Source organism: Synechococcus sp. 'PEA 65AY6A-5F PE A' (assembly GCF_047462575.1).
Lineage (GTDB): Bacteria > Cyanobacteriota > Cyanobacteriia > Thermostichales > Thermostichaceae > Thermostichus.
Genome location: NZ_JAOALE010000021.1, coordinates 1 through 24,039, shown reverse-complemented (window position 1 = coordinate 24,039; position 24,039 = coordinate 1). Strand labels below are relative to the sequence as shown.

Genomic DNA, 24,039 nt, shown 5'->3' with positions numbered 1-24,039 from the left:
TCAAGGGGCAGGGCTCTTCTTAGCCTAGCTGGAAGATTGGAGAGAGGGGGCTAAGATCCTGCTTTTGCGGCAGGATGGGATAGTTGAGACCAGAGACAGCAACACATCCCCATGGGCAAGGTGTATCTGGTGGGAGCGGGGCTGGGTGGGCGGGCGGGTCTGACGCAAGGGGCGCTGGAGATCCTGCGGCAGGCCGAGGCGGTTTGGGTGGACGAGCTGGTGGACGAGCGCTTGTTGGCGGAGCTCCCCGCCCAAGCGCAGGTGTGGCGACGTTCAGGAGCAGCGGGTTTGCAGGAGGGCCTTCGCTGGCTCATCCAGCGCTGCCGCGAGGGCAAGCAGGTGGTTCACCTCAAGGCGGGGGATCCCTTGATCTTTGGCCGCGCCCGCGAGGAGGTGCAGGCCCTGCGGGAGGCGGGCTGCCCGTTTGAGATCTGGCCAGGTCTATCTTCGGCCTTGGCCGGCCCCCTGTGGGCGGGGATCCCCCTGACGGACAAGCACTTGAGCCGCGCCTTTGCCGTGCTGACGGCCCACGAGCTGGAGGCCCTGCCCTGGAGCGCCCTGGCCCAGTTGGATACGTTGGTTATTTTGATGGGATCCCGGCAGCGGCAGCAGATTGCAGACCAGCTACAGGAGGCAGGGATCCCACCGCAGCGAGCCGTGGCCTTGATCTGGGGGGCGGGGCAGGCGGAGCAGCAGGTTTGGGTGGGCACCCTGGCAGAGCTGCAACAGGGGGAAGGGCCAGAAGCTGGGGAGAAGTTGCCCGGCCTGCTGGTGGTGGGCGAGGTGGTGCGGCTGCGGCAGGAGTTTGGGCCGGGGATCCCACCGTTGCCGCCACCGGCTCCTTTGGCAGGCAAGACCGTTCTTGTCACCCGTTCCGAAGGGCAGTCGCCGGCTCTGCGCGAGCTGCTGCAGGCTCAGGGGGCGCGGGTGCTGGAAATGCCTGCCCTGGTCATCCAGCCGCCTAGCAGTTGGGATCCCTTGGACGCGGCCATTGCCAACCTGGAGAAGTTCGACTGGCTGCTGCTGACTTCGGCCAATGGGGTGCAGGCTTTCTTCGAGCGGCTGCAGCAGCAGGGGCGAGATAGCCGGGCGCTCCACTCCCTGCAAGTGGCGGTGGTGGGATCCAAAACCGCTTCCGTGCTGGCCCAGTACGGCATTCGCCCGGATCTGATGCCCTCCGAGTTTGTGGCCGAAGCCCTGCTACCCATTTGGCCGCAGCCAGTGCAGGGGCAGCGCATCCTCTTTCCCCGCGTTGAGTCAGGAGGGCGGGAGGAGCTGGTACAGGGGTTGCGGCAGCGAGGAGCAGAGGTGGTGGAGGTGGCCGCCTATCAGTCCGCCTGTCCAGCAGCAGCGGATCCCCAGGTCCTGGAAGCTCTTAAAGCCCACCAGGTGGACATCCTCACCTTTGCCAGCTCCAAGACAGTACAGCATTTTGCCCACTTGATCCAGCAGGCAGGGCTAGGCCCTGAGATCTGGGATCCACCCGTGCAGATTGCCGCCATTGGCCCCAAGACGGCCGCAACCTGCAAGGCTGCATTTGGTCGAGTGGACATCGCAGCCCAGGAGTATACTTTGGAAGGATTGGTGGAAGCCCTCATCCAAGCGACCAACCGTTCTACCTAGCCTTTTCAGGCCGTTCGCGGTAGCGGTGCAGAGTACCCAGGTGCTCCTCATAGTGAGCCCCCATCAGCCAAACGGAACTCTCCTGGCCCGGCATCCCAATAGATACACCCAGACACCATGTGGCAGACGGCCAAGCTCTACGAAGACATTCTTTACGAAAAAACGGATGGCATTGCCAAGATCACCATCAACCGTCCCCACAAGCGCAACGCCTTCCGCCCCAAGACCATTGCCGAGCTGATTGATGCGTTTGCCGATGTGCGAGAGGATCCCAGGATTGGAGTAGTGCTCTTAACAGGCGCCGGGCCCCATACCGATGGGAAGTATGCCTTCTGCGCCGGCGGGGATCAAAGCGTACGGGGCGAGGCCGGTTACCTGGATGAGGCCGGGATCCCTCGTCTCAATGTGCTGGATCTGCAGCGCATCATCCGCTCTTTGCCCAAGGTGGTGATTGCCCTAGTGGCAGGCTACGCCATTGGGGGTGGCCATGTTTTGCATCTCATCTGCGACCTGACCATTGCCGCCGATAATGCCATCTTTGGGCAAACCGGCCCTAGGGTGGGCAGCTTCGATGGGGGCTTTGGGGCCGCCTACCTGGCGCGAGTGGTGGGGCAAAAAAAAGCCCGCGAGATTTGGTTCCTCTGCCGCCAATACACCGCAGCCCAAGCCCTAGAGATGGGTCTGGTCAATGCCGTGGTGCCAGTGGAAGAGCTAGAAGCTGAAGGGATCCGCTGGGCGCAAGAAATTCTCCAGCACAGCCCCTTAGCCATCCGCTGCCTCAAAGCCGCCTTCAACGCCGACTGCGATGGGCAGGTGGGGCTGCAGGAGCTGGCCGGAGATGCGACGTTGCTGTTCTACATGACCGAAGAAGCTGCTGAGGGCAAACGCGCCTTTTTGGAAAAGCGCCCACCTAACTTTCGCCAGTTTCCCTGGCTGCCATAGTTTGTTTGTTTTCATTAATTCCACTTCCCCGAAGGGAAGCGACTTGCCCCCAATTTTGTTGTTCTGGGGGAAACAGGAGGGTTTCCATTAATTCCACTTCCCCGAAGGGAAGCGACCCGCCTGTGCTGTGCGATTCAGCGGCTGTACGACCAGAGTTTCCATTAATTCCACTTCCCCGAAGGGAAGCGACTGCCTATCTACTCTTTTTACTCCTGCTCTTAGCCTTCCCGTTTCTCTGGTTGGTGGTTACCCTAGATGCGGTTCAAGTTGCTGTTGCAAAGCTCGAATTTTCTCCTAACCTATCTCTTGTGCTGCTGACCCTAGTAATTATTGAGAGTACGATTAATATCCCCCTTTATGAGAGAGTTTCCAAAGTAGCTATGGTACCTGATTTGGATCGATTGTGGACGATGCGCTTCTTTTGGGGTATTCCCTTAAGGCGAATTGAACAGAAAACGATTGTGGCGTTGAATGTCGGGGGTGGTCTGATTCCAACCCTATTGGCCATTTATCAGTTTACCTGTGTTTCGCCAATTTTGATTGTGCTTGTCACGGCTGTGGTGACAATAGTTAGTTATTATTCTGTCCAGGTGGTGCCGGGGATTGGGATTCAAATGAATGCCTTGATTGCTCCCCTAACGGCGGCGATGACTTCTGTGCTATTAACGGCGGGGTCTGATGTTGTGGCAGCACCGATTGCCTTTGCTGGCGGTGTATTGGGAACACTAATTGGGGCTGACCTGTTACACCTGCCCCAAATTGAGCGGATGACTCCAGGCATTCTTAGTATTGGTGGGGCTGGGGTTTTTGATGGTATTGCGCTGTGCGGTTTATTCGCCGTTTTGCTGACTTAGAAATTACTCAGAAATTCCAACAATTCACTTAATTGGTACATTCGGTTGGCTCGTAATTTATTCTGAAAAACGTTCTGAACAACACGACTTATCCCTAAAATTGATCCCCCATTAAGATGGTTTTTCTACCCACTCGTACAGTTCTAAATCCGTTGAGGCGCAGGAGTGACAGCCCCCACACTTCCGCTGGTGTACGGGGCGCACCCGCCCTTTGCGAATTAATACATCCAGGATCGGACGCAGGGCATCCGCATCCATTTGCCAGTGTTGACATAATTTGGTCAACGAAACTTGCCGGTGCGTTTGCAGATAACGTTGTAGGTCTTGCAAGAGCATCCCTTACCTCCCGGAGGGTACCCGCCGCAAACGGGGGCTACTGACGGCACGCAATCCCCACAAAACCCCCAACTGTACCAGCATGAGTCCCAATACCCACAACAGGGAACGTGCGGGGTGTTCATTAAAAGTCATGAACTGGTAATAAAAGGTGGCAACCCAATAGGCCAGCCCGGTTGTCCAACAAGCGATAAACACCGTCCAGCCTAGATTGGTTTCCCGATAAACCGCCGCCGTCGCTGATACACAGGGGAAATACAGCAGGACAAACAGCAGAAACGCAATCGCCGCCGTAGTACTGCCAAAGCGGGAAGCCATCTGCCCAAAGGTAGTCGTCTGCACCCCCAACTCCTCCGCCACTGCCTCCTCATCCCCACTCCTGCGGACTACCCCCATCCCCAGCGGGTCCAGCAACTGCTCCCCTAGGGCGGCAAAATTTTGGGGAATGCTGGCAACTGCTTCCTGGAGACCACCCCACAGGTCAAATGCCGCCGGTGGTTCCCCACTATCTGCCGCTTCCGCCTGCGCCAACTGCCCATAGAGGGAATTCATGGTTCCCACCATCACCTCCTTGGCAAACGTCCCGGTAAATATCCCCACCGTTGCCGGCCAATTCTCCGGTCGCACGCCCATCGGTGCAAATACCGGCGTAATCTGCCGCCCAACCGCACTGAGCAGGGAATCGGTACTGTCCTGTTTCCCAAAGGAACCATCCGTTCCCACCGAATTTAAAAAGCCCAAAATCACCACCATCACGATAATCATCCGCCCCGCTTTGGTAATAAACGCTTGCAACCGTCCCCAGGCGTGGATGGCTACCCCCTTGAGCGTGGGCAAATGGTAGGGCGGCAATTCCATAATGAAGGGAGCCGCTATCCCCTGTAGCAGGGTGCTTTTCATCACCAAACCCGTAAACACCGCCGCCCCAATACCAATCAGGTAAAGCAGAAACACCACATTTTGGGCATTTTTCGGAAAAAACGCCGCCCCAAACAGGGCATACACGGACAGCCGCGCCCCGCAGGACATAAACGGGTTCATCAGAATCGTCATCAACCGATCCCGCCGATTTTCCAGGGTACGGGTCGCCATAATGGCGGGGATATTGCACCCAAACCCCAGCAGCATCGGCACAAAGGACTTCCCCGGCAAGCCAATCCACCGCATCAGCCGGTCCATCACAAACGCCGCCCGCGCCAAATACCCGGAATCCTCCAACACTGATAAAAAGACAAACAATAAGCCAATTTGGGGAATGAAGGTCGCCGTCGTTTGAATGCCACCCCCCACCCCGTCCGCCAACAGCCCAATCAACCAGCCGGGTGCATGGAGTTGGGTCAACAGATGCGCCGTGCCCTTCACCGCAATCGTGCCCACCCCTATATCAAAAAAATCCACAAAGGCTCCCCCCACATTCATCGCCACGAAGAACATGAGGTACATCACCCCGAGGAAGATGGGAATCCCCAGCCACCGGTGCAGCACCCAGCGGTCAATCCGATCCGAAAGCGTTTGGCTAACCTGCCCAGCGAAAGTGACCGTCGCCCCCATCACCTCCCGAATCCAGGTGTAACGGACATCGGCAACCAAGAGGTCAATGTCTTCCCCCAAGGTTTGAAAAATCTCCTGCCGATGGGTTTCTAACACCGGTGCAACGTTCGCCCCATCCACCGCTTGCAACCCGTACAGCACCGCCCAAGGGGAACCCAGACCTGCTGTATGGGAAAGTTCGGTAAAGGCTTGCTCGATCACCGGGGGATAAACAGGGCGCACCCCCGCCCCCTGCGGCTGGGTCAATGCCTGCCGGATGACTGCCTTAAGTTCTGCCACCCCCCGCCCCCGATGGGCACACAAAGGCACGACCGGACAGCCCAACCGCTGTTGCAAACCAGCCACGTCAATCCGTATCCCCCGCCCTTCCGCTTGATCCATCATGTTCAGGGCAATTACCAGCGGCACCCCCATTTCCAAAAGCTGGGTCGTCAGGTAAAGATTCCGCTCCAGATTGCTGGCATCCAGGATATTCACCACCAGGTTGGCTTCACCGCTGAGCAGGTAATCCCGTGCCACCTGTTCATCCAGCCCCGTGCCCCCCGCTGCCACATCCAGGGAATAAATCCCCGGCAAATCCACCACCGTCACCGTTTGCCCCTGATCCCGGTAGGTGCCCTCCTTGCGTTCCACCGTCACCCCGGGCCAATTCCCCACCCGTTGGCGCGCCCCCGTCAAGGCATTGAATAGGGTCGTTTTCCCACAGTTGGGATTTCCCAGTAAGGCAATCGTCCGCTTGCTCATTGCCCATCGCTCCCTAAATTTGCTTCTCCCTCCACCGGCACTACCTGTAATGCCGCTGCTTCCCCTTTGCGCAGACTCAGGGCAAACCCCCGCACCTCAATTTCCGTCGGGTCTCCCAAGGGCGCATGGCGTTTCACCTGCAGGATCGTCCCCGGCGTTAAGCCCATCCCCAGCAATTTCCGCTTGTAATCCCCCGCTCCCGGCGCATAGCCCACCACCCGCACCCGACTGCCAATAGTCGCCTCCCCCAAGGTCATCCTGGGCATTGCCGCCTCCCATCGCTCGACACCAATCCGTTCCGCCATACCCGCCCCCAACCCCCACCGCTGACCTTGACATTCCACCAGCACCGACCCGGAATCCAGATGGCTCAGCACCGTCAGCACCGCCCCCTGGGTAATGCCCATGCCCACCAACCGGGGATTGGCATCATCACAATCCACCCGCACCACCCGCACCCGTTCCCCTGCCCGCATTTGAGATAGGGGCATTATTTGCAAATTACCTTCACTAGCAATTCCCGGCTTAGCCCGGCTCACTGCCGCCTCGTTGACATAGGTAAAACCCAGTTTTTGACCGTTATTTCCCGGCTGACTCCCTGAATGTGGCACCAGAACCTCCTTGATTATTAGTGGCGTTTGTAATAACTTTAGACCTGAACATAATAAATATTATTCTCAATTCAATTAAATTAAAACGCAAAGGCAACCCGACGGCGCCCCTGCCTTAAGCAAGTTTTAATGCTCAGGACGCCAAATTGTTATCAAATATTACGGATGGGATGGATTATAACTGGTCTGCAGCGCCTCATCCGCTCCTTGCCCAAGGTGGTGATTGCCCTAGTGGCCGGCTACGCCATTGGGGGAGGCCATGTTTTGCATCTCCTCTGCGATCTCACCATTGCCGCCGACAACGCCATCTTTGGCCAGACCGGGCCTCGCGTGGGCAGCTTCGACGGCGGCTTTGGGGCCAGCTACCTGGCGCGGGTGGTGGGGCAGAAGAAAGCGCGCGAAATCTGGTTTCTCTGCCGCCAGTACACAGCCGCCCAGGCGCTGGAGATGGGCCTGGTCAATGCGGTGGTGCCCGTGGAGGAACTAGAGGCAGAAGGGATCCGCTGGGCGCGGGAGATCCTCCAGCACAGCCCCCTGGCCATCCGCTGCCTCAAGGCCGCCTTCAACGCCGATTGCGACGGCCAGGTGGGGCTGCAGGAGCTAGCCGGGGACGCGACACTGCTGTATTACATGACCGAGGAAGCGGCCGAGGGCAAACGGGCTTTTTTGGAGAAGCGCCCCCCCAACTTTCGCCAGTTTCCCTGGCGGCCCTAGGGAGGGATCCTCTGTTGGATCCCTTTTGGATAGGCTGGACTCAGTTCTTGGTCTGGGCCGATGGCTTCCCAAACTCCCCGGCTGCTCTTGGTCGATGGCCACTCCCTGGCCTACCGCTCTTTTTATGCCTTTGCCTACAGCCGCGAGGGGGGCTTGCGCACCTCCACGGGGATCCCGACCAGTGTCAGCTTTGGCTTTTTGAAATCGCTGCTGGAGGTCTTGGAGAAATACCCCCCCACCCATGTAGCTGTTGCCTTTGATACCCGGCAGCCCACCTTTCGCCACGAGGCGGATGAAACCTACAAAGCAGGCCGTCCGGAAACACCGCCGGAGTTCGTTGAGGATGTGGAGAACCTCCAGCAGGTGTTGGCGGCGCTGCGCATTCCCATTTTGGCGGTGCCTGGCTTTGAGGCCGACGATATTCTGGGTACTCTCTGTCGGCTTGCTCCCCACGAGTATCGAGTGCAGATCTTAAGCGGCGACCAGGATCTGTTTCAACTCATTGACCGCGAGGGAAGGATTCGGGTTTTGCACCTCAACAGCAAAGATCGCGTCAGCGAATTTGGCCCCCAAGAGGTCAAAGAGAAACTCGGCATCTGGCCTTGGCAGGTGGTCGACTACAAAGCCCTCTGCGGTGACCCTTCCGACAACATTCCCGGTGTCAAGGGGATCGGCCCCAAGCGAGCGGCGGAGCTCTTGCAGCGCTATGGCAGCCTGGAGGAGATTTTCAACCATCTGGGGGAGATCCCTGGCAAAATCCAGCAGTACCTCAGGGAAGGGATCCCAGCAGCCCAGCACTCCCAATTTCTGGCTCGAATTCACTGCGATGTCCCCCTTTCGCCTGACTGGGAGAGCATGAGGTTAACTGGGTTTGACCCAGAGGAAGTGCTGCCGCTGCTGGAGAAATTGGAGTTTCGCAGTTTCATTGCTCAAGTGCGCCAACTGCAGGCCACTTTGGGCGGGATCCCAGCCCAAGCCTCTCAAGCAAGGACAACTTCAAAGGATGGCTCTACCTACGACGAGGCTCTTTGGTTTGATTTTCCCGCTGCTCCCGCTCCCTCTTTGCCAGCAGTGTGCATCGTGGATACAGCGGAGAAATTGGAGCTGTTGCGGCAGGAGCTGTTGGCCTGTTCCGGGATCGTAGCCTGGGACACAGAAACCACGAGTCTGGATCCCCGCGACGCCCAACTGGTGGGGATTGGCTGCTGCTGGTCAGAACGGGATGTTGCCTATTTGCCCATTGGCCACCGCCAGGGATCCAACTTGGACTGGGACCTGGTCAAACAGAGTCTACAGCCCATTTGGGAGGATCCCAATCGGCCCAAAAGCCTGCAAAACTGCAAGTATGATCTCAGCATTTTTCGCGCCCATAGCATCCGCCTGCAAGGGATCCAATTTGATCCCATGCTGGCCAGCTACGTTCTCAATCCAGAGGCCAGCCACAACTTGGCCGACTTGGCAGCTAGCTATTTAAATTTGCCCACCACCAGCTACGAAAAGTTGCTGGGCAAAGCAGAGTCCCTCGCCGATCTGCCCATTGCCAAAGTGGCAGAATACTGCGGCACCGATGCCTACTGCGCCTATCGTTTGGTGCCCATCCTCACCGAAAAGCTGCAACAGACTGACCCACGCCTCTGGAATCTTTTTGTCCAAGTGGAGTTGCCTTTGGCCCATGTTTTGGAAGAAATGGAGTGGGTCGGCATCCGCATCGACACTGAGTTTCTTCGGCAGTTTTCCCAGGAGCTGGAAAAAGAGCTACACAGTCTAGAGCAGAAAGCCTATGCTCAAGCAGGCGAGGTGTTTAACCTCAACTCTCCCAAACAACTGGGATCCCTGCTTTTTGAAAAGCTAAAGCTAGATATCCGAAAAACTCGCAAGACAGCCACCGGCTACTCCACCGATGCTTCGGTTTTGGAGAAGCTGGAAGGAGATCACCCAGTTGTTGAAACCATTCTCCAGTACCGCACCCTGGCCAAGCTCAAATCCACCTATGTGGACGCGCTGCCGGCTCTGGTAAGACGCGATACGGGTAGGGTGCACACCAGCTTCAACCAGACCGTTACTGCCACTGGCCGGCTCAGCTCCTCCAACCCCAATTTGCAAAATATCCCCATCCGCAGCGAGTTTAGCCGCCGCATTCGCCAGGCCTTCGTTCCCCAGGAGGGATGGCTGTTGGCCTCGGCTGACTACTCGCAAATTGAGCTGCGCATCCTGGCCCACCTCAGCCAAGAGCCAACCCTCATCGAGTGCTTTCGCTCTGGGGAAGATGTGCATACCCTTACCGCTCGCTTGCTCTTTGAAAAACAAGAAGTAACCAGCGAAGAACGCCGCCTGGCCAAGACGATTAACTATGGGGTGATCTACGGCATGGGGGCGCAGCGTTTTGCCCGCACTGCCGGCGTCTCTCTAGCGGAGGCGAAGGAATTTTTGCGGCGATTTAACGAGCGCTACGCCGGCGTTTTTGCCTATCTCCGCGCCACCCAAGCCTTTGTGGAAGAACATGGCTATGTGGAAACCATCTTGGGCCGCCGTCGCTATTTCCCCAATTTGTCTCAGCTATCCGGCCATCGCAAACAGGCCGAGCTGCGGGCTGCGGTGAACGCCCCCATTCAGGGATCCGCCTCAGACATCATCAAAGTGGCCATGGTGCGCTTGCAGGAAAAGCTGCAGCATTTTCGCTCGCGTTTGCTTTTGCAGGTTCACGACGAGCTGGTGTTTGAAGTAGAGCCCTCCGAATGGCAGGACTTACGGCCCCTCATTCAAAGAGAAATGGAAGAGGCAGTGCCCCTTTCCATACCGCTGGTGGTGGACATTCAAATTGGCCACAACTGGAAGGAGGCCAACTAAAGGATCCCGGCCTCGGAGAAATGTTAAGCTATGTAAAAGTGTGTGAAAGTGTTGGTTATCTCCCTATGGCCGTTGAGATCTACACGTGGCGTTTTTGTCCCTTCTGCATTCGCGCCAAGCAACTGCTAGACCGCAAGGGAGTCAAGTACATCGAATACGCCATCGATGGGGACGAGGCAGCGCGAGCGGAGATGGCCAAGCGGGCCAACGGGCGCCGTTCGGTACCCCAGATTTTTATCAACAACCAGCACATCGGCGGCTGCGACGACCTCTACGCCCTTGAGGCCCAGGGCAAGCTGGATTTGCTCCTGCAGCAGGCCAGCTAGCTGCCTGCTTTCCTGCTAGCCTGGGCGGGATCCAAACCCGTTAACTTGTGGCTAACCGGCGGCCTGCCTGAGCTGGGCACGGGCTTGTTTGAGCATGGCAATCAGGGTGTGGTGGGCATCTTCAGAATCTTTGAGAGGGTGATCAAAGGGGATGCGCAGCTTCCGCACAGCCCCATCCACCTCCACCTGTAAGTCCATTCCTTCCGCGTCGATGGCCTCCATACGGGCCTGGACCACTCCTTCCACCTGGCCGAAGACCCTGGCGTAGAGGGCCACGGCATCGGCGTGGTCTTCGTTCATGTGCTTGCAGATGCGCTTGCTAACTTGAGGGGTGAGAGGATCGCCCATAGAAGGTGGGAATTGCCAGGTACAGGTTTTAGTCTAGCGGAGTCTTGACCGAAACCTTGGCGGCGCAGATCCCGCTCTTCCCCTTTCCCCCCGTATACGGGGGATGAAAGGGGGGAGAACGCCAATCAAAGAGCTAGTTGAGGGCAGGCTAACGGTTGCCAGGGCCAGCCATATCTCGGTCTAGGTTGCAGCCATCTCCGATCGCCCTCTGGATAGGGTTGAGACGCCTTTGCCAGCTTTGCACCTGGGGATCCGGGCTGAGGCCGTGCTCGAGAAAAAACAGCTTGCCCCCCACCCGCAGCACCCGCCGGATTTCCCCCAAAGCCTTGGCCAAATCGGGGATGCTACACAGGGTCCAGGTGCTGACCACGCTGTCAAAACTCTGGTTCGAAAAAGGCAGCTCTTGGGCGTCCGCCACCAGCCAATCGACGGCGATGGAGGAAGCCGCGATGCGGCGGCGGGCCAGGGATCCCATGCCGGGGTTGGGATCTGCCACTGTAATTTTTTGAATGTGCTCTGGGTAGCAGGCCAGGTTGAGGCCGGTGCCAAAGCCGATCTCCAAGACCGCTCCCCGCACCTGGGCCAGAAGCTGCCGCCGATAGCTCTCCAGACGCTCGCTGGCCAGAGCCCAATCCAGCAACCTCGGAAAAAGCACCTGCCGGTAGAAAGCCTTCATAAGCCGGGCTCAAGAGGTTCGCGATCTATTTTCGGGCCGTTCGAGCGTAGCGGGGTTGGGGGCCAGCTTCAGGGAGTAGAGGCCGTAGCAGGCCAGCAGCCAATTGAGCAGACGGGCCACCACGCGGGCGGTTGGCCGCGTCGCCGCTCCCACCGCCACTCCTCCCAAGGAAAGGCCGATCACAGGGCGGGCGGCGAAGATGGCCTCACAGGTTGTTAACAGTTGAAACCAACTCAGCCCCCCCGGCTCCGGGTGGTGCACCGCCGGCGCCAAAGAGGGATCCAGCACACTGCAGTCCACCACCAAAAACACCGGCTGCTCCGGCAAAGCCTCCACCACCTGCTGCGGATCCCAGCCATCCTGGGCCCAAAAGATCGGGCTGGCGTGGTTTTTCAGCCAGGCGTAGGCGCGGGCACTGCCGCTGCGCAGCCCCACATGCACCACCGGCAGCCTATGCTGGTAGAGCAACTCCACCCAGGCAGCGTTGCCATAGCCCATATCTTGCTCCGGCTGGGTCATCTCCTCGGGCGGCATCAGGTTGGCATGGGCGCTGCAATGCACCACACTCAGGGCGAGGTAGTGCTTCCAAAGGGCACGAATGGCTCCCCAACTGGCCGCCAAGACCGAAGGCAACAGCACCGGCCACTGTTGTCGTCGCCAAGCCTGAATAACCGCCGCCTCACACATGCCATAGGGCGGCTCATCCACCAGCCCCGGCAACTGCGCCACTGCTATCTCATCCACATTGATCCCCAACCGCGGCTCAAAAGCACACAGCTCAGCACCGGCGTTGAGGATGGCCAGCGGCGCCTGCGTATCTGGGCCAAAGGCAGTGGGAATGAGGACAACCCTGGCGTTGGACTGGGAACTGGGATGGAGGGACCACTGGGCCATGGGCGTCGTTCCTGTTGCAAACGTGGGGCTCTGCCGCCTGCTTCTATGGTGGCTCAGAGAGTAAGCCGGGTCCGCCCGCGCCAGAGCTGGATCTGCTACGAAAAATTACAGTTCGCCGGCAGATCTGGGGTCAAAAATCGGGCCGATGGTACATTCAAAGTGCTCCGCGCCTCAACCCCAAGCGCGGCCCAACAACGCAAACGACGACGAGAAGGTAGGCTATGGCTGTGATGGAAGGCGATCCCCGTCAGGGGGCAAAGTTGCCCCTATTCGGGGGATCCACCGGAGGGCTGTTGAGCGCAGCCGAAACCGAAGAAAAATATGTGATCACCTGGACAGGCAAGCCGGGGCAAGTGTTTGAAATGCCCACCGGCGGCGCCGCCGAGATGGTGGAGGGCAAAAACTACCTCACCTTCGCCCGCAAAGAGCAGTGCCTGGCGCTCGGCGCTCAGTTGATCTCCGAGTTCAAGATCAAGGACTACCAGATCTTCCGCATCCCGGCGGGTGGACAGCCGGAACTGGTGCATCCCAAGGATGGTGTCTTTCCCGAGAAGGTCAACGAGGGGCGCCAGCCCGTCGGCAAGGTGGATCACAACATCGGCAAGAACAAAGAGCCGGTTACCTACAAATTCACCAACGGGAAACCCTGGGACTAATTCCGGCGACCTTTGTCTTTCTGTCTTGTCGGATCCCCTGGCCAGCCCAGGGGATCTTTATTTGTTCGTCTCCACATTTGTTCGTCTCCACTGGCAACCGGTTTGAAAGGGTTCGGCGCTGTTAGCCCTCACCCCCGGCCCCTCTCCCCGAGGGAGAGGGGAGGCGGAAGGTCATGTTGAGAAGAGTCGGATCCTTTGTCGGGCTGCCTTTTGCTAAAAAAAAAGCTCCAGCAAAGCATACCTACACGGAACTGTCTAGAGGTGTCTTGACAGCGCCTTTACGAGTCCGTTTATGGACTACGTGAGAATCCCCCGCCTTCAGGCGGGGGAGTGTCAAAACCGGGATCCCTGACAGGGCCTGGACAAGCCTACTTGGCAACCGCCGCGAAGAACTCCTTGGATTTCACCGGGTCGGGGTTCAGGGTTCTCTGGCCGGGCTGCCAGTTGGCCGGGCAAACTTCATCGGGGTGAGCTTGCACGTACTGGATGGCCTGCAGGGTGCGCAGGGTTTCATCCACGCTGCGGCCAAAGGCCAGGTTGTTGATGGTGGCGTGCTGGATGATCCCTTCCTTGTCGATGATGAACAGGCCGCGCAAAGCCACCCCTGCCGCCGGATCCAGGACATTGTAGGCGGCGCTGATCTCCTTTTTCAGGTCGGAGACCAGCGGATACCTCAGCTCGCCCACCCCTCCGGCTTTGCGGTCGGTCTGAATCCAGGCCAGGTGAGAGTACTCGCTATCCACCGAGACGCCGAGGATCTCCGTGTCCAGCTTGGCAAACTCGTCGTAGCGATCGCTGAAAGCCGTGATCTCCGTCGGGCAGACGAAGGTGAAGTCCAAGGGGTAGAAGAACAGCACCACGTACTTCTTGCCCCGGTAGTCGGAGAGCCTCACCGTCTTAAATTCCATGTCGTAAACGGCAGTGGCCGAAAAATCGGGAGCGGGCTGCCCCACCCGCAGACATCCTTCCTGAGACATCAGTCGACGCTCCTTACGGTAAAGTACAAATGTAAACTAAACCTAACATACCATACTCATAATGACTTTGTCTTACTGGCTGGCTAAGCTGGAGCGCCGCTATCCAGGGGATCCCCATTTCTTTCCGTTTTTCGGCTCTGCCAGGTCAGGGAGTCGGTTGCCATGAGGGTGGCGCTGGAGTTTCTCTACCACTTCTGTTGTGACCGCTGCCGGCGGTGGTGGAGCCCCAGCCAGGGGATCGCCTCTATTGCCCCTACTGTGGCTATCACAATTGCGTGGAGCGCATCGATACCTTTCGCGACGCCGCGCGAGGCAGTTGCCTCACCCGTCCTCCCGATCCCCCCTCTGCCGAGCTGCCCTGCGAGGAAACCGAGGCTCGGCCTCAGGAGCCGGGATCCCCAAGCTGATTCATCCGTTCACTGCATCTGCCAGCCTGTCCAGGTGGGGGTCAGCCTCAGGCAGTGAGGAGTCCAACAAACGGCGGCAGGGGTGGCGCTCTTCCAAAATGGTGGTAGAACAGCAGCAGCTATAAACCTCCAGGTAGTCGTCCGGCTCTGCCTCGAAAATGGCATACTGGCCGGGGAAGAGGGTGCGCTCCCAGTGGCCGGGAATTGTTCGGATGACCTGAACCTGCTGAGAACGGTTGACGAAAACGTATCTTTTCATTGCGTTTTTTTTAATCGCCTTAAGAAAAACTTATTGGCTTTAAGCCAGGCTATCACTCTTGATCCCCAGCCGACAATAGCCAACGGGCAAGACGGGGATCGCTCTTTCTGCTTGACTTTGGCCGATTTGTTTTCTCAGCTTATGAAAGCTGAGGCAAGGGGATCCCGAGAAGAAGCCCGCCTGGTAAACTGAGGGGAAGAGTCTGAAGATATCCTTAATTGGCCTTCATCGTTCCGACATACCAAGGGGGCACGCCGTGGACAACAAGTTGGGGCTAGAGATCATCGAAGTGGTGGAGCAGGCTGCCATCGCCGCCGCCCGTTGGATGGGCAAAGGCGACAACAAGACCGCCGATCAGGTGGCCGTCGAGGCCATGCGGGAGAAACTGAACCAGATCCCCATGCGCGGCCGCATCGTCATTGGGGAGGGAACCCGCGATGAGGCCCCCATGCTCTACATCGGGGAAGAGGTGGGCATCTGTACGCGCCCGGACGCCGAGCAGTTCTGCCGCGTGGAAGAGCTGGTGGAAATCGATATTGCCGTGGATCCCTGCGAAGGCACCAACCTGGTGGCCAAGGGCCAAAACGGCTCCATGGCGGTGCTGGCCATCTCCGAAAAAGGCGGCCTTCTGCACGCGCCGGACATCTACATGCAGAAGCTGGCGGCTCCGCCCCAGGCCAAGGGCAAGGTACATCTCGACTATCCGCCGGAAAAGAATCTTCAGATTATCGCCGAAAGCCTGGATCGGGAGGTCTCCGATCTGACGGTGGTGGTCATGGACCGCAAGCGCCACGTCGATCTCATTCGCCAAATCCGGGAGGCGGGGGCGCGGGTAAAGCTGATTACCGACGGCGACATCTCGGCGGCCCTCTCGGCAGGCTTCAACGGCACCGGCATCCACGCCCTGATGGGGATCGGGGCAGCCCCAGAGGGGGTGATCTCGGCGGCGGCGCTGCGCTGCCTCGGCGCCCACTTCCAAGGTCGGCTGATCTACGACCCCGAGGTGGTGCAGGCGGGCACCTACCTGCCGCCGGTGGAAGAGACACGACGGCAACTGAAAGAACAGGGCATCGAGGATCCCGACAAGGTGTGGGAATGCGAAGAGCTAGCCAGCGGCAAGGAAGTCCTCTTTGCGGCCACCGGGATTACTGATGGCGACCTGATGCGCGGGGTGCGTTTCTTCGGCGGCGGGGCACGCACCGAGACCTTGGTGATCTCCAGCCAGTCGCGCACGGTGCGCTTTGTGGATACCATCCATATGAAAGACGGCCAACAGCCCCGCAGCCTGCAACTGCGCTGACGGATCCCCGGCCCGACATCTCCCTCGGCAAGGGCGGCTTTCCTCTGACGAAGGTCGCTCTTGTCCTTTGGGAAGTTAAGAAATCTATCAGTCAGTCGCCCGAAAAAACGTAATAACTCTTCAGCAAAATCCTGCAAAACCGGCTCGATACTGTTCTTAGGGTTTAGGTAGGCTGAGAAAAGTTACCTAAGCTTGCTGCAGCCGAGACAAGGCAATCCCTTGACATCGGTCTTGCCTTCCTTGTCCTAGCTAGGTGAGTTTGCTTTTGTTCATAGTTTCTGTTTTTAATAACTGTTGCTGTACAGACGACGGAGAGGCATGTTTATCGCGGTTGTCGGTCTTAGCCATCGCACAGCTCCTGTGGAGATCCGGGAGCGCCTCAGCATTCCCGAGGCCGAGGTGGGGGAGCGGATCCAGCAGCTCCGTGCCCACCCCCACATTGAGGAAGCGGCGATCCTCAGCACCTGTAACCGGCTGGAGGTCTACATCGTCACTCCAGAAATGGAAAGTGGTGTCCGACAGACGATGCAGTTCTTGGCCGAGGCGAAAGGGATCCCGCTGCCCCAACTGCGCCCGCACCTGTTTACGCTGCTCTACCAGGATGCGGTGACGCACCTGATGCGGGTGGCCGCCGGGCTGGACAGCTTGGTATTAGGGGAAGGGCAGATCCTGTCGCAAGTGAAAAAAGCGCAGCAACTGGGCCAGGCCTGCAACGGCATGGATCGCATCCTCAACCGCCTCTTCAAGGCGGCCATCACCGCCGGCAAGCGCATCCGCACCGAGACGGGGATCGGCACTGGCGCCATGTCCATCAGCTCGGCAGCGGTGGAGTTGGCCTTGCAGGAGCAGGGATCCCTTTCTCAGGGCAAGGTGACCGTGGTGGGGGCGGGGAAAATGGCTCGCCTGTTGGTGCAGCACCTCTTGGCCAAAGGGGCGGTGGATATCACCGTGGTCAACCGCTCCTTGGAGCGGGCAGAAGCGCTGGCCAAGCAATTTGAGCAGCCAATTCAAGTATTGCCTTGGGAGTCGCTGCTGAGTAGCATAGCGGAGTCCAACCTGGTCTTCACCAGCACCGGCGCCACCCAGCCCATCCTCACCTACGAGCAACTGGCGGGGGTGCTGCAGCCGGATCAGCCGCTGCTGTTGGTGGACATCTCGGTGCCCCGCAACATCGATCCCGGCGTGGAAAAGCTAAGAGGGGTACAGGTGTTCAACGTGGATCACCTCTCCCGTATCGTGGAAGAAAACCGCGCCCAACGGCAAAAGCTGGCCCTGGCCGCCGAAGCCTTGGTGGAAGAAGAAGTAGAACAGTTTATGGAGTGGTGGCGCTCCTTGGAGACGGTGCCCACCATTTCCAGCCTGCGCCACAAGGTGGAGTCCATCCGCGAGCAGGAGATGGAAAAAGCCCTCTCCCGCCTGGGCAAAGACTTCGCTGAAAAGCACCTGGAGGTCATCGAGGCGCTCACCCGCGGCATTGTCAACAAGATCCTGCATGATCCCATGGTGCAACTGCGGGCCCAGCGGGACATCGAGGCGCGGCGCAGGGCTATGCAAATTCTGCAGGAGCTGTTTAACCTCGATCCAATGCCGTTTCAGGCGCAGCAGGAGCGCTAGGGATCCCCAGGGGGTGAAGTGGGGTCAGGTGTTGAAGAATTGTAACAGCTCTCTCATCTCAGGGGGAGAGCTGCCCTTAGGATACAAAACGTAAGCGCTGGGAGTTGGGGGCATGTTCGGACAGTACGAAGTGTTTGTGCAGTTGCTGCTGTTGGCCTTGATCGTCCTGGCAGGGCCAGCGGTCATTCTGCTGCTTTACCTGCGCGGCGCCGATATGTAGGCGAGCCAGGCTGGTTGCCGGCGCAGTTGACAGAACCCCCTGAGCAGCCCCTGTCGGCATCGACCAGGGAGTTCGGCTTGTTTCTTTGTTATCTCTTAATGTAACGCTTCTTTGCGCTACAGTTATAGAGACAGCCCTAGGGCAAACTCGCCTGTAGGGCAATACTTTATGGGTTGATTATTTATGTCACTCCCCATCCGCAACGTCGCCATCATCGCCCACGTCGACCACGGCAAAACCACACTTGTGGACGCCCTGTTGCGCCAGGCGGGCACCTTCCGCGAGGGAGAGGACATTCCCGCCTGCGTGCTGGACTGCAACACGCTGGAGCGGGAGCGGGGCATCACCATCCTGGCCAAAAATACAGCCGTCCGCTACGGCGAAACCCTGATCAACATTGTCGATACCCCCGGCCACGCCGACTTCGGCGGGGAGGTGGAGCGGGTGCTGGGCATGGTGGAGGGCTGTCTGTTGGTTGTGGACGCCAACGAAGGCCCGATGCCGCAAACCCGCTTTGTGCTGCGCAAGGCGTTGGAAAAAGGCCTGCGCCCGCTCGTAGTGGTCAACAAAATCGACCGCCCTCGCGCCGAGCCCTACAAAGTTGTCGACAAGGTTCTGGATCTGTTTTTGGAGCTGGGGGCAGACGAAGACCAGTGCGATTTCCCTTACCTCTTTGCCTCGGGGCTGCAGGGCTTTGCCCTGGAAGAAGCCGACCTGAAAGCCTTTTTGGAAGGGAGGTACAGCGGCCCCTTGGACATGAAGCCCCTCTTTGAAGCCATCCTCAAGCATGTCCCACCGCCGATTGGGGATCCGGCCAAGCCGCTGCAACTACAGGTCACCACGCTGGAGTACTCGGAGTACTTGGGCCGGATCGTGATCGGCAAGATCCACAACGGCACCATCCGCCTTGGGGATCAGTTGGCGGTGGTCAAAGAAGATGGGTCGATTGCCAAGGGCAAGGTAACCAAGCTGTTTGGCTTCCAGGGCTTGCAGCGTGTTGAGCTGACCGAGGCTACTGCCGGCCATATCGTCGCCGTGGCGGGGTTTGCCGAGGCCAACATCGGCTACACCCTCACCTCTCCCGAAAACCCGCAGGCCCTGCCGCTCATTAAGGTGGACGAGCCGACGTTGCAGGTGATGATCTGCGTCAACGACTCTCCCTTTGCCGGCCAGGAGGGCACCTTTGTTACTTCGCGGCAATTGCGGGAGCGCCTGCTGCGGGAGCTAGAAACCAACGTGGCGCTGCGGGTGGAAGAAACCGACTCCCCCGATTGCTTTTTGGTCTCCGGGCGGGGCGAGCTGCACCTGGGCATTTTGCTGGAGACCATGCGGCGGGAGGGCTACGAGTTTCAGGTGGGGCAGCCGAAGGTGATCTTCCGCGAGGTAAATGGCCAGCCCTACGAGCCCTACGAGTGCTTGGTGCTGGATGTGCCGGAATCCACGGTGGGCGCCTGCATTGAACGGCTGGGGCAGCGGCGGGGAGAGATGCAGAACATGATGGTAGGCGCGGACGGACGGGCCCAGTTGGAGTTTGTCATCCCGGCCCGAGGGCTGATCGGCTTCCGCAGCGAGTTCATCCGCATTACCCGCGGCGAGGGGATCATGAGCCACAGCTTTTTGGAGTACCGTCCCCTGACGCCGGGGATCGAGACCCGCCGCAACGGCGTGCTGATCGCCTTTGAAGAGGGGGTGGCCACCACCTATGCCCTGAAAAATGCGGAAGACCGAGGGGTGTTCTTTATTACGCCAGGTACCCGCGTTTACAAGGGCATGATCGTGGGCGAGCACAACCGGCCGCAGGACTTGGAGTTGAACGTCTGTAAAACCAAGCAACTGACCAACCACCGCGCTGCCGGCGGGGAGGAGCTGGTGCATTTGCAGGCGCCGGTGGAGATGAACCTGGAGCGGGCGCTGGAGTACATCGGCGAGGACGAGCTGGTGGAGGTTACACCGAAGTCGGTGCGGCTGCGCAAGGCGCAGTTGACGGCCTCTCGCCGCTAGCGGTCGGCTCCTACCGTCGCAGGTAGAAGCGCAGGTTGGGAAAAGAGAAGGCCCCCCAGACGCCGAACAAGACGACTCCCAGGCCGAACAACGCCAGCCACAGGCGGGGACGGCTGTGGAGCTGCTGGGATCCCGCCTGGACGTAGGCCAGATCCACCCAGGCGGTGTTGCCGCGGCGGAACCAGCCCACCACCTTGACGCGCTGACCCATGAGGGCGCGGAGCCGCTTCAGGCCGGAAAAGACATTGCCCACCGGCCCCAGGGAAGAGGTGAAGCGCAGCGGCATCAGCCCAGTGGCATCTTGCAGCTTCAGCTCTGCCCCCAGTTGGTAGCCAGCCTGTCCCAGCCCCACCAATTCCCCCTCCAACTCCACCGGCTGGCTGCGGCAGGGATCCGCCTCGGGATCGGCCAGCAAGTGCAGCACATCGGTCGGCTGGGGCGACAGGGATCCGCGGTACATCAAGACCGCCTTGGATCCCAGGCCCAGGCCATAGCCCACCACCGCTGTTGCCGCAATCACCTTGGGATCGAGGCGATCTGGCAGCGCCAGATAGAGGATCAGCCCCAGGAGCCAGCCAATTACCATCCCGCTCACTTCGGCAGCATAGATAGCCAGATCCAGCCAGAAGCGGCTTTGCAGACGGGCCCCATCCAACTTGGGTCCGGATCCCAGGCTCAACTCTGGCAGCAGGCGCAGCCGTTGGGCATACCCCGCCAAGACCTGGAAGCGGTGCCCCAGCAACGGATGGCTGGAGTTGACCTGCATCCAGCGGGCCCAGGGGTTGAGCTGATCCCAGAGAAAGACTTGGCCGGCTTGGGCGGGATCCCGCAGGCGGCTGGCGGCACTGGCGGCGGCGGTGGTTTTGAAGTCCAAGAAGCTGAAGAGGCGGGTGCAGTGCAGCAGCGAAGAGGGGCGGCGGTCGTTTTTGTGGGCCTCCTGCAGGCCGGCAGCCGCTTTGAGCAGAGCGGCCATCAGACCGTTGGGATTGCCCGTCGCTTCCACTGCAAAATGGTCGGCGTGGTAGGTGCCGAGGCGACAGAGGAAAAACAGGGGATAGGAGAGCACCGTGTAGATCAGGTAGAGCAGCGGAGCCACATGCCCGATCAGATCCCGCCGCTTGTTTGCCAGTTGGCTCACCTGCTCCAGGGCCAAGTAAACCAGTTGAACGGGGGATCCCAGTAGGGTCAGGATCAAGATGTCGCCGTTGAGGATGCGCCCCAGGGCTTGGGCATAGACGGCGGCAATCTCATCCGGGGCAAGCTGCTGCAACAGGGCCTGGGTGACCACGATGCGGCCGCCGTCGGGAAGCGTGCCATAGACAAAAGCCAGCGGCCCCCCTTCCGGGATCACCCCCAGCCGAGGCAGTTTTAGCTGTTTTTGGGCGCAGAGGCGCTGCAGCAGACGGGCAGTCTCGGGACTGTGGCGCTCGATTTCCCCCAAGGTGGCCCAGCGCAGCTTGTGCAGCCGCCGGTGCAGGTGATCCATCAGCCAGGGGGCAAAAAACAAAAGGCCGACGCCAAAGTTGACCGCCAGGCTGCCGGCTACCAACCAGCGCAGGCCATTGCGCAGCCAGGGCAGCAACCCCTGCAAAAACCAAAGCTGCCGCGGAAAACTCAGCCGTCCGAAATCCAGGTGAGCGCCCACCAGCACAAAACTCAGCCACCAGAGGAACAGAATGCCCACCCCCAGGGATCCCCACTTGGCCCAGCGCAGAGGGCCGGCCCGCTCCGGCAGGGGGATCTTCAGGCCCAATTGACCGGCCCGTTGGCGGCTGGAGAGCGGCTGAGCCTCAGGAGCTGGCTCTGGGGAGGGTGGGGAAGCAGCGGGTTTTTCCACCGTTTGGGGCAGGCGGGGCAGGATTTTTTGGGCCCAGCCTCGCGCCTGCGGATCCGGGTGCTGCAGCAGTTCCAGACAAAGCGCCCGCGCCTTCTCCGTCTCGCCCAACTGATGGTAGGCCCGCACCAGGTTCATCTGGGCCTCCAGGGCTTGGCTGTCGGATGCGCCTGCTTCGCCCCGCTGGCGAGACTGCGCCAAGTAGGCCTCCAGCAGTTGGATGGCTTCTTGGAAACGGCCCTGCTGCAGCGCCTCCCTGCCGGCCTGAAGGGCATCGGGGGTCATCAGCCTGCTCCGAGATCTGCCTGCTCCCCCAGCTTACTCAAGGATTTGGCCTTGCTGAGGTGGATCCCCCCGAAAGGGGGTAGTGGAGCAAGCGCCGCCGCAGGCAATCCAGCGCCGTCTGGGCGCTCCACCAGCGCACCCCCTCTCGGCCCCGCAAGCTGCCGAAGCGGTACTCGTGGACTTCCACTTTCCCCTCCGGGTCGGCCAAGCCCAGATAGACCAGGCCAACCGGCTTGGTGGATGTTCCCCCCTCTGGGCCGGCAATGCCGGTAATGCTCAGGGCCCAGTCGGAGCCGAGGACTTGCTTGGCCCCCAGGGCCATCTGGGCCGCCACCGGCTCGCTCACGGCCCCGTGCTGCCGCAGCGTCTCTGGATCCACCCGCAAAAGCTGCTCCTTGATGCGGTTGTCGTAGGCAACAATCCCGCCGACAAAATAGCGGGAGCTGCCCGGGATCCCGGTCACCAATTGCCCCAGGAGCCCGCCGGTGCAGGATTCCGCCACCGCCAGCGTTTGCCCCCGCTGCAGCAGCAGCTCCCCCACCACGCTGGCCAAGGTGGCCTCGTCGCTGCCGAAGTAGTCTTCCCCAGAAACCTGTAAAATCTGCTCCACCACCGGGGCAATCAACGCTTCCGCCGCCTCGCGCGTGGGGGCGCGTCCGGTAACCCGCAGGCGCACCTCCCCCTGGCTGGCGTAGGGTGCCACGGTGGGATTTTCCCCCGCCAGCAGGGATCCCACCCGTTCGGCCAAGGTCGATTCGGGAATGCCCCAGTAGCGCAACACGCGGCTGTAGAACACCTCCTGGCCCCAGCCCAGGGAGCGCAAATAGGGCACAGCCGTCTCCTGCCACATCTGCTGCATCTCCCGCGGCACCCCGGGAAAGGTGAGGATGTGCAGGTCGGGCCGCGGCTGCCAGATGAGGCCACAGGCGCTGCCGACCGGGTTGGGCAGGACGGTTGCCCCCTGAGGCAAAAAGGCCTGCTTGCGGTTGCTGGGGGAGGGCTCCATACCTCGCTGGCCGTACTTCTGCCGGATCTCCTCCCAAACCTGCGGGTGCTCCACCATCTCCACCCCGAAGAAAGAGGCCAGCGCCGCGTGGGTCAGATCATCAGGGGTCGGCCCCAGGCCGCCGGTGATCAAAATCAAACGGGAGCGGTTGCAGGCCACCTCCAGGGCGTGGTGGATGCGGGCTTCGTTGTCCCCCACCACCGTTTGGTAATAATGGGGGATCCCCAGCTTGGCCAGCTCGGCTGCCAGATATTGGGCGTTGGTGTTGGTGATCTCTCCCAAGAGCAACTCTGTGCCAATGCAGAGGATCTCAGCCCCCTGGGGAATAGCGGTTTGCGGTGGGCTCATGCTTGGCCTTGAGCTCAGCTCAGCCGCAAGTATACAAGCATAGAGGTCTCGGCCCCCCTTCACGCCCTCAGATTTTTGGCTGGTCGTCGGCCATTCCGAATTGCGATCCCAGAAGACTTGCTCAAGCTCGCCAGGGATCCTCGGCCAGCCGAGCCAAAGCTTCCAAATCAGCACCCACCACGCGGTGCAGGATCCACTCGGGATGTGGCTTGGCGCCCAGGCGCCGGTAGAACTCCAATGCCGGCTGGTTCCAATCCAAAACCATCCACTCCAGCCGCCCGTATCCTTTGGCCACCGCCTCCTGGGCCACCCGCGCCAAGAGCGCCCTGCCGATGCCCCTGCCCCGGAACTCCGGCAACACGAACAGGTCTTCCAGGTAGATTCCCGGCCGGGTGAGGAAGGTGGAGAAATTGCGAAAGTAAAGAGCAAAGCCCACCGCCTGCCCTTCTACCTCCGCCAGCAACGCCGAAACGAAGGCCTCGGGGCCAAACAGATGCTGTCGCAGCAGCTCAGCGGATCCCGTTACCAAGTGGCTCAGCTTCTCGTACTCGGCCAAAGCACAAATGAGATCAAACAGAACGGGCGCATCCTCAGGGGTGGCAGGGCGGATTTCCATCAGAACCTCTGGGGTACTCCCGCCACAGCGCAGCTTGGCGGGATGGGGGA

General features: G+C 59.9%; 22 protein-coding genes and 1 pseudogene. 12 read left to right on the top strand and 11 right to left on the bottom strand.

From position 1 onward, the window contains the following. Positions 1-111: 111 nt before the first annotated feature. From cobA to GG26_RS08455, 3 genes are all read left to right on the top strand, one after another. On the top strand, positions 112-1,623 hold the full coding sequence (cobA, locus tag GG26_RS08465; RefSeq protein WP_414389947.1) for a uroporphyrinogen-III C-methyltransferase: 1,512 nt from the start codon (positions 112-114) through the stop codon (positions 1,621-1,623). Positions 1,624-1,740: 117 nt separating this feature from the next. Further along, positions 1,741-2,565 (top strand): 1,4-dihydroxy-2-naphthoyl-CoA synthase, encoded by an 825-nt coding sequence (gene menB, locus GG26_RS08460; protein ID WP_011432215.1) that lies wholly within the window; start codon positions 1,741-1,743, stop codon positions 2,563-2,565. Positions 2,566-2,687: 122 nt separating this feature from the next. Further along, entirely contained in the window at positions 2,688-3,419 is a 732-nt protein-coding gene (locus tag GG26_RS08455; protein WP_414389944.1) for a DUF1614 domain-containing protein, read from the top strand. A 111-nt stretch (positions 3,420-3,530) separates the two neighbouring features. Here the strand turns inward: GG26_RS08455 and GG26_RS08450 are convergent, their stop codons facing one another. The 3 genes from GG26_RS08450 to GG26_RS08440 are packed head-to-tail and all read right to left on the bottom strand — an operon-like array spanning position 3,531 to position 6,541. After that, a complete protein-coding gene (locus tag GG26_RS08450) occupies positions 3,531-3,755 on the bottom strand; it encodes a FeoC-like transcriptional regulator (protein ID WP_099812439.1) in 225 nt (74 codons plus the stop codon). A gap of 3 nt (positions 3,756-3,758) precedes the next feature. Beyond that, the gene (gene feoB / locus GG26_RS08445) at positions 3,759-6,050 is read right to left on the bottom strand and encodes a Fe(2+) transporter permease subunit FeoB (protein WP_414389940.1); all 2,292 of its coding nucleotides are present in this window, start codon (positions 6,048-6,050) and stop codon (positions 3,759-3,761) included. Next, positions 6,047-6,541, bottom strand: a complete 495-nt coding sequence (locus GG26_RS08440; RefSeq protein WP_099812437.1) for a ferrous iron transport protein A — start codon at positions 6,539-6,541, stop codon at positions 6,047-6,049. Before GG26_RS08440 ends, feoB begins: the two co-directional genes overlap by 4 nt. 297 nt (positions 6,542-6,838) lie before the next feature. Here GG26_RS08440 and GG26_RS08435 point away from each other — a divergent pair. From GG26_RS08435 to grxC, 3 genes and pseudogenes are all read left to right on the top strand, one after another. Beyond that, a pseudogene (locus GG26_RS08435) lies at positions 6,839-7,375 on the top strand (enoyl-CoA hydratase-related protein); the annotation flags it as partial. A gap of 60 nt (positions 7,376-7,435) precedes the next feature. Beyond that, positions 7,436-10,222 (top strand): DNA polymerase I, encoded by a 2,787-nt coding sequence (gene polA, locus GG26_RS08430; RefSeq protein WP_414389938.1) that lies wholly within the window; start codon positions 7,436-7,438, stop codon positions 10,220-10,222. Positions 10,223-10,287: 65 nt separating this feature from the next. Next, positions 10,288-10,548 (top strand): glutaredoxin 3, encoded by a 261-nt coding sequence (gene grxC, locus GG26_RS08425; RefSeq protein WP_011429436.1) that lies wholly within the window; start codon positions 10,288-10,290, stop codon positions 10,546-10,548. Positions 10,549-10,599: 51 nt separating this feature from the next. Here the strand turns inward: grxC and GG26_RS08420 are convergent, their stop codons facing one another. From GG26_RS08420 to GG26_RS08410, 3 genes are all read right to left on the bottom strand, one after another. Next, positions 10,600-10,896 (bottom strand): DUF2470 domain-containing protein, encoded by a 297-nt coding sequence (locus GG26_RS08420; protein ID WP_414389935.1) that lies wholly within the window; start codon positions 10,894-10,896, stop codon positions 10,600-10,602. Between the two features lie 148 nt (positions 10,897-11,044). Then, positions 11,045-11,572, bottom strand: coding sequence for a class I SAM-dependent methyltransferase (locus GG26_RS08415; RefSeq protein WP_011429438.1), 528 nt, complete (start codon positions 11,570-11,572; stop codon positions 11,045-11,047). A gap of 9 nt (positions 11,573-11,581) precedes the next feature. After that, the gene (locus GG26_RS08410; protein ID WP_011429439.1) at positions 11,582-12,466 is read right to left on the bottom strand and encodes an arginase family protein; all 885 of its coding nucleotides are present in this window, start codon (positions 12,464-12,466) and stop codon (positions 11,582-11,584) included. 221 nt (positions 12,467-12,687) lie between these two features. Between GG26_RS08410 and GG26_RS08405 the strand changes: the two genes are divergently transcribed. Beyond that, the gene (locus GG26_RS08405) at positions 12,688-13,122 is read left to right on the top strand and encodes a photosystem I reaction center subunit II PsaD (RefSeq protein ID WP_369781438.1); all 435 of its coding nucleotides are present in this window, start codon (positions 12,688-12,690) and stop codon (positions 13,120-13,122) included. Positions 13,123-13,490: 368 nt separating this feature from the next. Here the strand turns inward: GG26_RS08405 and GG26_RS08400 are convergent, their stop codons facing one another. Beyond that, a complete protein-coding gene (locus GG26_RS08400) occupies positions 13,491-14,099 on the bottom strand; it encodes a peroxiredoxin (RefSeq protein WP_011429441.1) in 609 nt (202 codons plus the stop codon). A gap of 218 nt (positions 14,100-14,317) precedes the next feature. Between GG26_RS08400 and GG26_RS08395 the strand changes: the two genes are divergently transcribed. Then, positions 14,318-14,506 (top strand): hypothetical protein, encoded by a 189-nt coding sequence (locus GG26_RS08395; protein ID WP_414389932.1) that lies wholly within the window; start codon positions 14,318-14,320, stop codon positions 14,504-14,506. Position 14,507: 1 nt separating this feature from the next. Here GG26_RS08395 and GG26_RS08390 read toward each other — a convergent pair whose 3' ends face one another. Then, positions 14,508-14,765, bottom strand: a complete 258-nt coding sequence (locus GG26_RS08390; protein WP_011429444.1) for a DUF1830 domain-containing protein — start codon at positions 14,763-14,765, stop codon at positions 14,508-14,510. Between the two features lie 256 nt (positions 14,766-15,021). Here GG26_RS08390 and glpX point away from each other — a divergent pair, with 256 nt between their 5' ends. The 4 genes from glpX to typA all read left to right on the top strand — a co-directional run bounded on the left by glpX (position 15,022) and on the right by typA (position 19,900). Beyond that, positions 15,022-16,065: a class II fructose-bisphosphatase gene (glpX, locus tag GG26_RS08385; RefSeq protein WP_011429446.1), complete on the top strand. Its 1,044-nt coding sequence runs from the start codon at positions 15,022-15,024 to the stop codon at positions 16,063-16,065. A 318-nt stretch (positions 16,066-16,383) separates the two neighbouring features. Continuing rightward, positions 16,384-17,679, top strand: a complete 1,296-nt coding sequence (locus tag GG26_RS08380; RefSeq protein WP_011429447.1) for a glutamyl-tRNA reductase — start codon at positions 16,384-16,386, stop codon at positions 17,677-17,679. A gap of 112 nt (positions 17,680-17,791) precedes the next feature. Next, the gene (gene psb30, locus GG26_RS08375) at positions 17,792-17,899 is read left to right on the top strand and encodes a photosystem II reaction center protein Ycf12/Psb30 (protein WP_011429448.1); all 108 of its coding nucleotides are present in this window, start codon (positions 17,792-17,794) and stop codon (positions 17,897-17,899) included. A 183-nt stretch (positions 17,900-18,082) separates the two neighbouring features. Then, positions 18,083-19,900, top strand: coding sequence for a translational GTPase TypA (gene typA / locus GG26_RS08370; RefSeq protein ID WP_011429449.1), 1,818 nt, complete (start codon positions 18,083-18,085; stop codon positions 19,898-19,900). A gap of 10 nt (positions 19,901-19,910) precedes the next feature. On the opposite strand, the gene GG26_RS08365 is transcribed toward typA, so the two are convergent. The 3 genes from GG26_RS08365 to GG26_RS08355 form a co-directional block, all read right to left on the bottom strand. Next, the gene (locus GG26_RS08365) at positions 19,911-22,019 is read right to left on the bottom strand and encodes a zinc metalloprotease HtpX (RefSeq protein ID WP_011429450.1); all 2,109 of its coding nucleotides are present in this window, start codon (positions 22,017-22,019) and stop codon (positions 19,911-19,913) included. 37 nt (positions 22,020-22,056) lie between these two features. After that, positions 22,057-23,373 (bottom strand): competence/damage-inducible protein A, encoded by a 1,317-nt coding sequence (locus GG26_RS08360; RefSeq protein ID WP_011429451.1) that lies wholly within the window; start codon positions 23,371-23,373, stop codon positions 22,057-22,059. 121 nt (positions 23,374-23,494) lie between these two features. Continuing rightward, complete coding sequence (locus tag GG26_RS08355; RefSeq protein WP_011429452.1) at positions 23,495-23,989, bottom strand: GNAT family N-acetyltransferase; 495 nt, start codon at positions 23,987-23,989, stop codon at positions 23,495-23,497. Positions 23,990-24,039: the final 50 nt, after the last annotated feature.

What these genes read in the sequence shown, in the direction of transcription:
- GG26_RS08450 (WP_099812439.1), bottom strand. Translation starts at nt 3,755, where the DNA reads ATGCTCTTGCAAGACCTACAACGTTATCTGCAAACGCACCGGCAAGTT.
- polA (WP_414389938.1), top strand. Translation starts at nt 7,436, where the DNA reads ATGGCTTCCCAAACTCCCCGGCTGCTCTTGGTCGATGGCCACTCCCTG.
- GG26_RS08360 (WP_011429451.1), bottom strand. Translation starts at nt 23,373, where the DNA reads ATGAGCCCACCGCAAACCGCTATTCCCCAGGGGGCTGAGATCCTCTGC.
- menB (WP_011432215.1), top strand. Translation starts at nt 1,741, where the DNA reads ATGTGGCAGACGGCCAAGCTCTACGAAGACATTCTTTACGAAAAAACG.
- cobA (WP_414389947.1), top strand. Translation starts at nt 112, where the DNA reads ATGGGCAAGGTGTATCTGGTGGGAGCGGGGCTGGGTGGGCGGGCGGGT.
- GG26_RS08400 (WP_011429441.1), bottom strand. Translation starts at nt 14,099, where the DNA reads ATGTCTCAGGAAGGATGTCTGCGGGTGGGGCAGCCCGCTCCCGATTTT.
- GG26_RS08390 (WP_011429444.1), bottom strand. Translation starts at nt 14,765, where the DNA reads ATGAAAAGATACGTTTTCGTCAACCGTTCTCAGCAGGTTCAGGTCATC.
- GG26_RS08365 (WP_011429450.1), bottom strand. Translation starts at nt 22,019, where the DNA reads ATGACCCCCGATGCCCTTCAGGCCGGCAGGGAGGCGCTGCAGCAGGGC.
- GG26_RS08355 (WP_011429452.1), bottom strand. Translation starts at nt 23,989, where the DNA reads ATGGAAATCCGCCCTGCCACCCCTGAGGATGCGCCCGTTCTGTTTGAT.
- GG26_RS08380 (WP_011429447.1), top strand. Translation starts at nt 16,384, where the DNA reads ATGTTTATCGCGGTTGTCGGTCTTAGCCATCGCACAGCTCCTGTGGAG.
- GG26_RS08405 (WP_369781438.1), top strand. Translation starts at nt 12,688, where the DNA reads ATGGCTGTGATGGAAGGCGATCCCCGTCAGGGGGCAAAGTTGCCCCTA.
- psb30 (WP_011429448.1), top strand. Translation starts at nt 17,792, where the DNA reads ATGTTCGGACAGTACGAAGTGTTTGTGCAGTTGCTGCTGTTGGCCTTG.
- GG26_RS08415 (WP_011429438.1), bottom strand. Translation starts at nt 11,572, where the DNA reads ATGAAGGCTTTCTACCGGCAGGTGCTTTTTCCGAGGTTGCTGGATTGG.
- GG26_RS08440 (WP_099812437.1), bottom strand. Translation starts at nt 6,541, where the DNA reads ATGCCCCTATCTCAAATGCGGGCAGGGGAACGGGTGCGGGTGGTGCGG.
- typA (WP_011429449.1), top strand. Translation starts at nt 18,083, where the DNA reads ATGTCACTCCCCATCCGCAACGTCGCCATCATCGCCCACGTCGACCAC.
- feoB (WP_414389940.1), bottom strand. Translation starts at nt 6,050, where the DNA reads ATGAGCAAGCGGACGATTGCCTTACTGGGAAATCCCAACTGTGGGAAA.
- GG26_RS08420 (WP_414389935.1), bottom strand. Translation starts at nt 10,896, where the DNA reads ATGGGCGATCCTCTCACCCCTCAAGTTAGCAAGCGCATCTGCAAGCAC.
- grxC (WP_011429436.1), top strand. Translation starts at nt 10,288, where the DNA reads ATGGCCGTTGAGATCTACACGTGGCGTTTTTGTCCCTTCTGCATTCGC.
- GG26_RS08410 (WP_011429439.1), bottom strand. Translation starts at nt 12,466, where the DNA reads ATGGCCCAGTGGTCCCTCCATCCCAGTTCCCAGTCCAACGCCAGGGTT.